The organism is Cohnella sp., from assembly GCF_041641335.1.
In the GTDB taxonomy this organism is placed as follows: domain Bacteria; phylum Bacillota; class Bacilli; order Paenibacillales; family Paenibacillaceae; genus Cohnella.
Genome location: NZ_JBEPYQ010000072.1, coordinates 25,381 through 35,552 on the forward strand (window position 1 = coordinate 25,381; position 10,172 = coordinate 35,552).

The window sequence follows — 10,172 nt, forward strand, 5'->3', positions numbered from 1 at the left end:
AATTGATTTCCCTCTTTTTCCAGTTTAACGTCATTCTCCGCCCGTCTTTTCCATATAAATAAGACAGGCTGGGAGTGAAAGGGATGATCGGTGTTGTTCTCGTTTCGCAAAGTCGCCGTGATCGTGATCGGATGCTTGCTGATTGCCTTCGGAATCGATTTCTTCGTTATGCCGCTCAAAGTGCTGGACGGAGGTTTTATCGGAATCGCGTTGATCTCCAACTATTTGTTCGGCGTCAAAGTCGGAATCATACTGATGGCATGCAGCCTGCCCGTCTTCGTCTATACGTGGTTCAAGGACAGAACGTTTTTCTTCCACAGCTTGTTCGGAATGGTCTTCCTGTCCTACGCCGTCGATCTGCTGGATCCGTACAATCCGTTCGGCTCGATCATCGCGCTTCACCCGTTCGCCGCATCGATTGCGGGAGGAACCTGTATCGGGGTTGGGTTCGGACTTCTGTTAAAATTCGACACGAGCACCGGCGGAGTCGATCTGTTGGCCAAGCTGCTCGCGAAAAAAGTCAAAATCAACGTCGGCATTCTCATACTCGTCATGGACGCGATGGTCATCGCCGTAGGCGGCTTTTTGTTTTCACTCGATACGCTGTTTCTGTCCATAGCGACGATCGCTTCCGGGGGTCTGGCAACGAGCCTGTGTACTTCCAAGTTCTTCGCTTACTAAACGATCACTATATAATAGAAGAAAAAAACTGTCCAGGGCGAATGCCCTGGACAGTTTGCGCTTTGCAGCTCTTACTTTTGGATGGAAGCAACTGCGCCCGCGCCTACCGTACGGCCGCCTTCGCGGATAGCGAAGCGAGTGCCTTCTTCGATAGCGATCGGGGAGATCAGTTGAACCGTAACCGTGATGTTATCGCCAGGCATAACCATTTCCGTGCCTTCCGGCAGGTTGATGATACCCGTAACGTCTGTCGTCCGGAAGTAGAACTGCGGACGGTAGCCCGTGAAGAAAGGCTTGTGACGGCCGCCTTCAGCGGAAGTCAGAACGTAGATTTGAGCCGTGAATTCCGTGTGAGGCTTAACGGAACCTGGCTTAGCGATAACTTGCCCGCGCTCGATGTCTTTACGGTCAACGCCGCGAAGCAATGCGCCGATGTTGTCGCCAGCTTGAGCTTGGTCCAGCAATTTGCGGAACATCTCAACGCCCGTAACAACGGATTTGCGAGTTTCTTCTTGCAGACCGATGATTTCGGCTTCGTCGCCGACTTTGATGATACCGCGCTCAACACGGCCAGTAGCAACCGTACCGCGGCCCGTGATCGTGAACACGTCCTCGACCGGCATCAAGAAAGGCTTGTCAGTCGCGCGCTCAGGAGTCGGGATGTAGCTGTCGATTGCTTCGAACAGCTCGATGATTTTGTCAGCCCAAGGGCCGTCCGGGTTAGCCAGAGCTTCACGAGCAGCGCCGCGGATGATCGGAGTGTCGTCGCCCGGGAACTCGTACTCGTTGAGCAGATCGCGTACTTCCATCTCAACCAGTTCAAGCAGCTCTTCGTCTTCAACCATGTCGCATTTGTTCAAGAATACGACGATGTAAGGAACGCCTACTTGGCGGGAGAGCAGGATGTGCTCGCGCGTTTGCGGCATTGGGCCGTCAGCTGCGGATACGACCAGGATTGCGCCGTCCATTTGAGCAGCGCCCGTGATCATGTTTTTAACGTAGTCGGCGTGTCCAGGGCAGTCAACGTGAGCGTAGTGACGGTTAGGCGTCTCATACTCAACGTGAGCCGTGGAGATCGTGATGCCGCGCTCGCGCTCTTCCGGAGCTTTGTCGATTTGGTCGAATGCTACTGCAGCACCGCTGCCGTATTTTTTGTTCAATACCGAAGTGATTGCAGCAGTCGTCGTCGTTTTGCCGTGGTCAACGTGACCGATCGTGCCGATATTAACGTGCGGTTTTGTACGTTCGAATTTAGCCTTAGCCATTGATACTGTTCCTCCTTAATGAGTAAAAGGATTTGATTTTTATTTGATGACGGGGAACCGCTGCGTTAAACGGCGATTCTCCCATCCGCTTTCTGGAAAGCTTTACGCGCCGCCCTTGCTCTTGGACACGATTTCTTCCGAGATGGATTTCGGCACTTCTTCGTAGTGCGACAGCTCCATCGAGAATACGCCGCGTCCTTGAGTACCGGAACGGAGAGTTGTGGAGTATCCGAACATCTCTGCCAACGGAACCTTCGCACGAACGATCTGTGCGCCGAAACGCATATCCGATCCTTCGATGCGGCCGCGACGGGAGCTCAGCATCCCCATAACATCGCCGAAGTACTCTTCCGGAACCGTTACTTCAACCTTCATGATCGGCTCGAGCAACACAGGATCACATTTGTCCTTCGCTGCTTTAAGCGCCATCGATCCGGCGATTTTGAACGCCATCTCCGAGGAGTCGACGTCGTGGTAGGATCCGTCGAAGATCGTTGCTTTGATATCGACGAGCGGGAAGCCGGCAAGTACGCCGTTCTTCATCGACTCTTCGATACCGGCTTGTACCGGAGCGATATATTCGCGCGGTACGACGCCGCCGACGATCTTGTTCTCGAACGCGAAACCGGCGCCCGGCTCCTGAGGTTCGAACTCGATCCAGACGTGGCCGTATTGACCGCGTCCGCCCGATTGACGAACGAATTTGCCTTCGACTTTCGCAGGCGTACGGAACGTCTCGCGGTAGGCGACTTGAGGCTTACCAACGTTCGTCTCGACTTTGAATTCGCGAAGCATACGGTCAACGAGAATTTCCAAATGAAGCTCGCCCATCCCGGAGATGATCGTTTGACCGGTCTCTTCGTCCGTGTGAGCACGGAACGTAGGATCTTCTTCGGCCAGCTTCTGCAGAGCGATACCCATCTTATCTTGGTCGGCCTTCGTTTTCGGCTCTACCGCGAGTTGGATAACCGGCTCAGGGAAGTTCATCGACTCGAGGATAACCGGATTCTTCTCGTCGCACAGCGTGTCGCCCGTCGTCGTGTCTTTCAGACCGACGGCAGCAGCGATGTCACCGGAGTAGACTTCGCTGATTTCTTGACGGCTGTTCGCGTGCATTTGAAGAATACGGCCTACGCGCTCGCGCTTGCCCTTCGTCGCGTTGACGACATAAGAACCGGAGTTCAGTACGCCGGAGTAAACGCGGAAGAAGGTCAAACGGCCCACGTAAGGGTCGGTCATGATTTTGAACGCAAGCGCCGCAAACGGTTCGTTGTCGGAAGACTTGCGCGTCGTTTCCGTTCCGTCGTCCAGAACGCCCTTGATATCAGGAACGTCAACCGGAGAAGGAAGGTAAGCGACAACCGCGTCCAGCATCGGCTGAACGCCTTTGTTGCGATAGGAGGAACCGCAGACGACCGGGAAGATTTTCACTTCGCAGACGCCTTTGCGCAGAGCCGCTTTGATCTCTTCGACGGTGAGTTCTTCACCTTCGAGGTATTTCATCGTCAGCTCTTCGTCCAGCTCGGCAACTTTCTCTACGAGTTCGTTGCGAAGCTCTTCGACTTGCGCTGCGTACTCCTCAGGAATCGCCACCGTCTCCGGATCTTTGCCCAGATCGTCCTTATAGATATAAGCAACCTGTTCAACCAGGTCGATCATGCCTTTGAACGTATCTTCGGCTCCGATCGGCAGTTGGATCGCTACGGCGTTCGCGTTCAGACGCTCTCTCATGTCTTTGACGACATTCAGGTAGTCCGCGCCGATGATGTCCATCTTGTTAACATACGCGATCCGCGGTACGCCGTAGCGGTCGGCTTGACGCCATACCGTCTCGGATTGCGGTTCTACGCCTTCTTTGGCGCTGAATACGCCAACGGCCCCATCCAATACGCGCAGGGAGCGCTCGACTTCTACCGTAAAGTCAACGTGACCCGGAGTGTCGATAATATTAATGCGGTGGCCCTTCCACTGAGCGGTCGTCGCGGCAGACGTAATCGTAATGCCGCGCTCTTGCTCTTGCTCCATCCAGTCCATCGTAGCGGCGCCTTCGTGCACTTCGCCGATTTTGTGAACGCGTCCGGTGTAGAACAAAATCCGTTCAGTCGTCGTGGTTTTACCCGCATCAATGTGCGCCATAATCCCGATGTTGCGCGTATTTTGCAAGGAGAACTCTCTAGCCATTGATACAGTCTCCCTTCAAAATGTCTAGCTTCGCGATAATTACCAGCGGTAGTGAGCGAACGCTCTGTTCGCTTCCGCCATTTTGTGAGTGTCTTCGCGCTTCTTGACGGCTGCTCCCGTGTTGTTGGAAGCATCCAGAATTTCTGCAGCCAGACGCTCTTCCATCGTCTTCTCGCCGCGGTTGCGGGCATAGTTCACGAGCCAGCGCAGTCCAAGGGACGTGCGGCGCTCAGGTTTAACTTCGATCGGAACTTGATAGTTCGCGCCGCCTACGCGGCGAGCTTTAACTTCAAGCACCGGCATGATGTTCTTAATCGCTGCTTCAAAAACCTCCATCGGCTCTTTGCCGGAGCGTTCTTGAATCAACTTGAAAGCATCATACAGAAGCTGTTGCGCTACGCCTCTCTTACCGTCGATCATAATACGGTTGACAAGGCGAGTTACCAGTTTGCTGTTGTACAGCGGATCCGGGAGTACGTCCCGTTTCGGAACCGGTCCTTTGCGTGGCATCAAGGTTCCTCCTTTCTCATTCATGACGCTCGGGCCGGCTTAGCCGCCCCTTGCGGATTAGGATTTTTTGACTTTCGGTCTCTTCGTTCCGTATTTGGAACGAGCTTGTTTGCGGTTGTTCACTCCAGCGGTATCCAGAGCTCCGCGAACGATGTGGTAACGAACACCCGGAAGGTCCTTAACCCGGCCTCCACGAACAAGAACGACGCTGTGCTCTTGCAGGTTGTGGCCGATTCCTCCGATGTAGGCGGTCACTTCTACGCGGTTCGTCAGACGAACACGAGCGTATTTACGAAGAGCGGAGTTCGGTTTCTTCGGCGTCATCGTACCTACACGGGTGCAAACCCCGCGTTTTTGAGGAGCGCTCAGATCCGTTTCCACGCGTTTGAGAGCGTTGAAACCTCTTTGAAGCGCCGGCGATTTCGATTTAACGACCTTCGATTGACGTCCTTTGCGAACGAGCTGGTTGATTGTTGGCATGCTGCCACCCCCTTCCCATGATGGGTACAAATAAGAAAGAATAAGCGATCGGATCGACGCGAACTGTGAAGCCCACAGATCCAGGTGGTTCATTTTGAGAGGCGAGAAAGGGCTCGACCGGAACACCCGCATCTGCGGCAACCGCATCAAACCCGTTATTCCTATTCTCAATCGGCTCGATAAATCAACGGCCGATAATAGCTCACCATCGCCTAAGTCCGCACCGGTCTCGGCACGTCTGAACGACGTACCTCTGGCACACACTAGAACATATTATCACTTCGAAAATGCTGTGTCAAGAACCTAGATTTCCGCTTTGCGAAGATGCTTGTCCTCTGCGGGCGCTATAGTTTCTTCCTGTTTATAAGCCTAAGAAAGAGAGCGAACAGTACGGAGGCGTACAGCCACGGAGCGGCCAGAGCGATAGATTTGCAATCGTTCGGCATTGCCCCATACCGATTAAACGCATCCATCAGCGGAAATACGGGCGGAAGCAGCCAAACCAGTCCCTTCAGCGGATCAGGCAGCGCTTCGGAGATGCCTGCAGCGGCCAGCGATAAGACGGCGACCAGCAGGAGCCCTATCAACGAATAACTGAGTTTGCGGATGAGTCTGCAAGTAAACCAATAGGACACCGCCGCCCCAAGCACTCCCAGCCCCGCGTGCCCGATCAGGGAGATCAGCGCCTCTCCGATCTCCGGCCGCCTGTCAAATTTGTCGAACAGAATCGGATAGGCGACGGCGATGACGGCCAGGCCGGAGATCCAGACGGCGATGACCGCCGCCCGTACAGCGACATATTTCGTCTGTCCCCCCGCATGAAGCGCGCCGATCATTTGCTGCGTCTCGTCTTCCGCATCGACGTATCCGAAGCCGAGCCAGGAAGCGACAAGGAACGTCAGCGTCGCGGTCAACGAATAGCTCGGCATGACCGGATTCGGCACGACGCTATAAATAAAAATAAGCGCGATTCCGAAGAGCAGCATCGGCCCGAGGTATTTATAAGTTCGTACGTAATGCTTGAACGAGAATGCCATAATGCCCAACATCGCTTATCCTCCATCGTCGACACGGCTGACGGTTGCCGTCCCTGGCGCTACCCGAACTGAGCGGATCGATCCGCCGGCCTTCAGAACGGCGCGAAGAAAATCGTCGCAGCGATCGGCCTCGACGCGGCAACCCCAGCCGCCCCCATGTTCATACTTAGATACGACTCCAGCAGAGCCTGCGCACACGTCTTCCGCCTCGGCGTCGGCAAGCTCGAACTCCACGATCTTGCAGGAGACAGGCGCCGCCGATCCGCCGTTCGCGAGCGGCGCGATGCCCCCGTTCTCGAGCCGGACGACCCGGTCCGCAATTCGCTCCACGAGCTCCCGCTCATGCGTGGAGAACACGATGGCCATCCCCTGCTCTTTGAGCCGATGCAGAATGTCCGTCAGCTCGGCGCGGGTCTGTGCATCCAACCCCGAGAGCGGCTCGTCGAGCAGGAGCAATTCCGGCTCCTCCAGCAGCGCCTGCATCAAGTTGACCTTTTGGAGCATCCCTTTGGAGAAGTCCCTGAGCCGCCCCGACTCTGTCGATTGCAGCCGGAACAGCTCGAAAAGCCGTTCGATCGTCCGCTCTAGCGTGGCGGGTTCCATCCCGCGAATCTTCCCCATTGCGCGCAAATATTCCCTCGCCGTGAACCGCAGCCTCGGGAAACGGTCCGGTGCGAAGCCGATTCGCTTCAGCGGGAGGCTCGCCAGCCTGGAGCCCCCGTCCAAGGCGCTCAGCCCGCTTAGCGCCTTGAGCAAGGTGCTCTTGCCCGATCCATTGTTCCCGAGAAGGGCAACGACTTCCCCGCGCTCGATCTGCAGCGACAGCTTGTCCAGCACGATGCGCCCGGCGTAGCTTCGCCGGACATCCTCGAGCCGTACGAGCGGCTCCTTCGCCATGAAGACTCTCCTCTCTTTTCTCGCCTTCATTCAAAAAAAGCGGATACCGTTGCCGGTATCCGCTTCTGTGTCATTCGTTTTATTCCACGCCGACCGGTTCGAGCTCTGCCGCTTCGTCCGTCGGTTCGTCAAACGGCGACACGACCTTGATGTTGCGGTAACGAGCCATCCCCGTACCTGCCGGAATGAGCTTCCCGATAATGACGTTCTCCTTGAGCCCGAGCAGGCGGTCGACCTTGCCCTTGATCGCGGCATCGGTCAGAACGCGGGTCGTCTCTTGGAAGGACGCCGCAGACAAGAACGAATCCGTCTCGAGGGACGCCTTCGTGATCCCCAGCAGTACCGGACGGGCAACCGCAGGCTCCTTGTCGGACAGGATCGCTTCGCGGTTAGCCGCTTCGTACTCGTGCAGATCGACGAAGGCTCCAGGGAGCAGCGTCGTGTCGCCAGGATCGACGATGCGGATCTTGCGAAGCATCTGCTTGATCATGACCTCGATATGCTTGTCGTTGATCTCAACGCCCTGATTCCGGTATACGCGCTGAACCTCTTGCAGAATGTAGTTCTGCACCCCGCGAATCCCCTTGATGCGCAGCATCTCTTTCGGATCGATGGAGCCGTCCGTCAATTCGTCGCCCGCTTCGACCTGCTGGCCTTGGACGACGCGAATGCGGGAGCCGTAGCTGACCGGATAGATCTTCGATTCCGCTCCGCCCTGCAATTCGATCTCGCGGCGATCCTTCGTCTCGCGAATTTCCTTGATGACGCCGTCGAGCTCGGAGATGATCGCTTGACCTTTCGGGTTGCGCGCTTCAAAGAGCTCCTGAATACGCGGCAAACCTTGGGTGATATCGTCTCCGGCGACGCCGCCGGTGTGGAACGTACGCATCGTGAGCTGCGTTCCCGGTTCGCCGATCGATTGAGCGGCGATAATACCGACCGATTCGCCGATCTCGACTTGCTTGCCGGTCGCCAAGTTGCGTCCATAGCAGAGCTTACATACGCCATGACGGGCGCGGCAGCTAAGCACGGAACGAATCTGAATGCTCTTGATGCCCGCGCGAATGATCTCTTCGGCCTTAGGCGTGTCGAGCAGATCGTTGCGATGCGCGATGATTTCCTTCGTCTCCGGATGACGGATCGTCTCGAACGCGTAGCGGCCTTCGATCCGGTCGAACAGATCTTCGATGACCTCTTTGCCGTCCTCGATCCGGGAGACGGTAATGCCTTTATCCGTGCCGCAATCGTCCTCGCGAACGATCACGTCCTGCGCGACGTCGACGAGACGACGAGTCAGATAACCCGAGTCGGCGGTACGAAGAGCCGTATCGGCAAGACCTTTCCGCGCGCCGTGAGTGGAGATGAAGTACTCCAAGACCGTCAGGCCTTCGCGGAAGTTCGACTTGATCGGCAATTCGATGATCCGTCCGGACGGGTTGGCCATCAGACCCCGCATACCGCCCAATTGGGTGATCTGCGATTTGTTGCCCCGCGCCTTGGAATCGACCATCAGCATGATGCTGTTGTAGCGATCCATCGACTTCATCAGAATGTCCGTAATTTCGTCCTTCGTCTTGCTCCAGATCTCGATAACGCGGTCGCGGCGTTCTTCGTTCGTAATCAGACCGCGACGGTATTGGGTCGTAACGACTTTGACGCGTTCTTCCGACTTCTTCAGAATTTCTTGCTTCTCCTGAGGAACGATAACGTCGGATACGCCGATCGTAATGCCCGCGCGAGTCGAGTACGTAAAGCCGAGCTGCTTGATGTTGTCCAGGATGACCGACGTCTGGGTCGTATGGTAAATGCGGAAGCATTCGCCGATAATGTTGCCCAGATACTCTTTGCCGACGGCGCCGGGAATGGCAGGATCCTCGATAAACTTCGAGATGTCCGCGCCTTTTTCATAGATGAAATATTTATCCGGCGTACCTTTAACGAGGTTTTCTTTCGTCGCCTCGTTGATGTAAGGGAACGTGTCCGGGAAAATTTCGTTGAAAATGATTTTGCCGATCGTCGTGACGATGAGCGCTTCCTGCTGCTCCGGCGTGAAGGTTTTCTTTTTCAGCTCTTTAACCGGAATAACGACGCGTGCGTGCAGGGAAACCCCTTCCGTACCGCGTTGGTAAGCGGAGACCGCTTCGTTGACGTTCGCGAATTTGAATCCGGAACCGTAAGCCTTGTTGTTGTCCATCGTCAGATAGTAGCAACCGAGTACCATATCTTGAGACGGAGTAACGACCGGCTTGCCGTCTTTCGGGTTCAAGATGTTGCCCGCGGCCAGCATCAGCAAGCGTGCTTCCGCTTGGGCTTCTGCCGACAGAGGCACGTGAACGGCCATCTGGTCGCCGTCGAAGTCGGCGTTGTACGCCGTACAGACGAGCGGGTGAAGCTTGATCGCGCGGCCTTCGACCAGAATCGGCTCGAAAGCTTGGATGCCCAGTCTGTGCAGCGTCGGAGCGCGGTTCAGAAGCACCGGGTGTTCCTTGATGACTTCTTCCAGCACGTCCCACACTTCAGGGCTGACTCGTTCGACTTTGCGCTTCGCGCTCTTGATGTTGTGGGCCAGACCTTTGAGCACCAGCTCTTTCATGACGAAAGGCTTGAACAGTTCCAGCGCCATCTCCTTAGGGAGACCGCATTGGTACATTCTCAGGCTCGGACCTACGACGATAACGGAACGTCCGGAGTAGTCGACCCGTTTACCGAGCAAGTTCTGACGGAAACGGCCTTGCTTCCCTTTCAGCATGTGGCTGAGGGATTTGAGCGGACGGTTGCCCGGGCCCGTTACCGGGCGGCCGCGGCGGCCGTTGTCGATCAAGGCGTCGACGGCTTCCTGGAGCATCCGCTTCTCGTTCTGCACGATGATGTCCGGAGCTCCGAGGTCGAGCAGGCGCTTCAGCCGGTTGTTCCGGTTGATGACGCGGCGGTACAGGTCGTTCAAGTCGCTCGTCGCGAAGCGTCCGCCGTCCAGTTGAACCATCGGGCGCAGCTCCGGAGGAATAACCGGAAGCACGTCGAGGATCATCCAGTCCGGCAGGTTGCCGGAGTTGCGGAACGATTCGATGACTTCCAGACGCTTGATCGCGCGGTTGCGGCGTTGGCCCTGAGCCGTGCGCAG

At 56.1% G+C, this 10,172-nt stretch carries 8 protein-coding genes; 1 reads left to right on the top strand and 7 read right to left on the bottom strand.

Translation table 11 applies throughout. From position 1 onward, the window contains the following. The first annotated feature begins 93 nt into the window (after positions 1 to 93). On the top strand, positions 94 to 681 hold the full coding sequence (locus ACESLM_RS21440) for a YitT family protein (RefSeq protein WP_372634049.1): 588 nt from the start codon (positions 94 to 96) through the stop codon (positions 679 to 681). A 71-nt stretch (positions 682 to 752) separates the two neighbouring features. On the opposite strand, the gene tuf is transcribed toward ACESLM_RS21440, so the two are convergent. From tuf to rpoC, 7 genes are all read right to left on the bottom strand, one after another. After that, complete coding sequence (gene tuf / locus ACESLM_RS21445; protein WP_372634052.1) at positions 753 to 1,946, bottom strand: elongation factor Tu; 1,194 nt, start codon at positions 1,944 to 1,946, stop codon at positions 753 to 755. Positions 1,947 to 2,048: 102 nt separating this feature from the next. Beyond that, positions 2,049 to 4,127: an elongation factor G gene (gene fusA / locus ACESLM_RS21450; protein WP_372634055.1), complete on the bottom strand. Its 2,079-nt coding sequence runs from the start codon at positions 4,125 to 4,127 to the stop codon at positions 2,049 to 2,051. 39 nt (positions 4,128 to 4,166) lie between these two features. Then, entirely contained in the window at positions 4,167 to 4,637 is a 471-nt protein-coding gene (gene rpsG / locus ACESLM_RS21455) for a 30S ribosomal protein S7 (RefSeq protein WP_094050633.1), read from the bottom strand. Between the two features lie 57 nt (positions 4,638 to 4,694). Then, entirely contained in the window at positions 4,695 to 5,117 is a 423-nt protein-coding gene (gene rpsL, locus ACESLM_RS21460) for a 30S ribosomal protein S12 (protein ID WP_094050634.1), read from the bottom strand. A 344-nt stretch (positions 5,118 to 5,461) separates the two neighbouring features. Further along, complete coding sequence (locus ACESLM_RS21465) at positions 5,462 to 6,166, bottom strand: hypothetical protein (protein WP_372634059.1); 705 nt, start codon at positions 6,164 to 6,166, stop codon at positions 5,462 to 5,464. A gap of 3 nt (positions 6,167 to 6,169) precedes the next feature. Further along, on the bottom strand, positions 6,170 to 7,051 hold the full coding sequence (locus ACESLM_RS21470; protein WP_372634062.1) for an ATP-binding cassette domain-containing protein: 882 nt from the start codon (positions 7,049 to 7,051) through the stop codon (positions 6,170 to 6,172). Positions 7,052 to 7,130: 79 nt separating this feature from the next. Beyond that, the coding region (gene rpoC, locus ACESLM_RS21475; RefSeq protein WP_372634065.1) for a DNA-directed RNA polymerase subunit beta' at positions 7,131 to 10,172 on the bottom strand (3,042 nt) is incomplete at its 5' end.

Excerpts from the sequence above, each read along its gene's own strand:
- tuf (WP_372634052.1), bottom strand. The coding sequence starts at position 1,946 with ATGGCTAAGGCTAAATTCGAACGTACAAAACCGCACGTTAATATCGGC.
- ACESLM_RS21465 (WP_372634059.1), bottom strand. The coding sequence starts at position 6,166 with ATGTTGGGCATTATGGCATTCTCGTTCAAGCATTACGTACGAACTTAT.
- fusA (WP_372634055.1), bottom strand. The coding sequence starts at position 4,127 with ATGGCTAGAGAGTTCTCCTTGCAAAATACGCGCAACATCGGGATTATG.
- rpsG (WP_094050633.1), bottom strand. The coding sequence starts at position 4,637 with ATGCCACGCAAAGGACCGGTTCCGAAACGGGACGTACTCCCGGATCCG.
- rpsL (WP_094050634.1), bottom strand. The coding sequence starts at position 5,117 with ATGCCAACAATCAACCAGCTCGTTCGCAAAGGACGTCAATCGAAGGTC.
- ACESLM_RS21470 (WP_372634062.1), bottom strand. The coding sequence starts at position 7,051 with ATGGCGAAGGAGCCGCTCGTACGGCTCGAGGATGTCCGGCGAAGCTAC.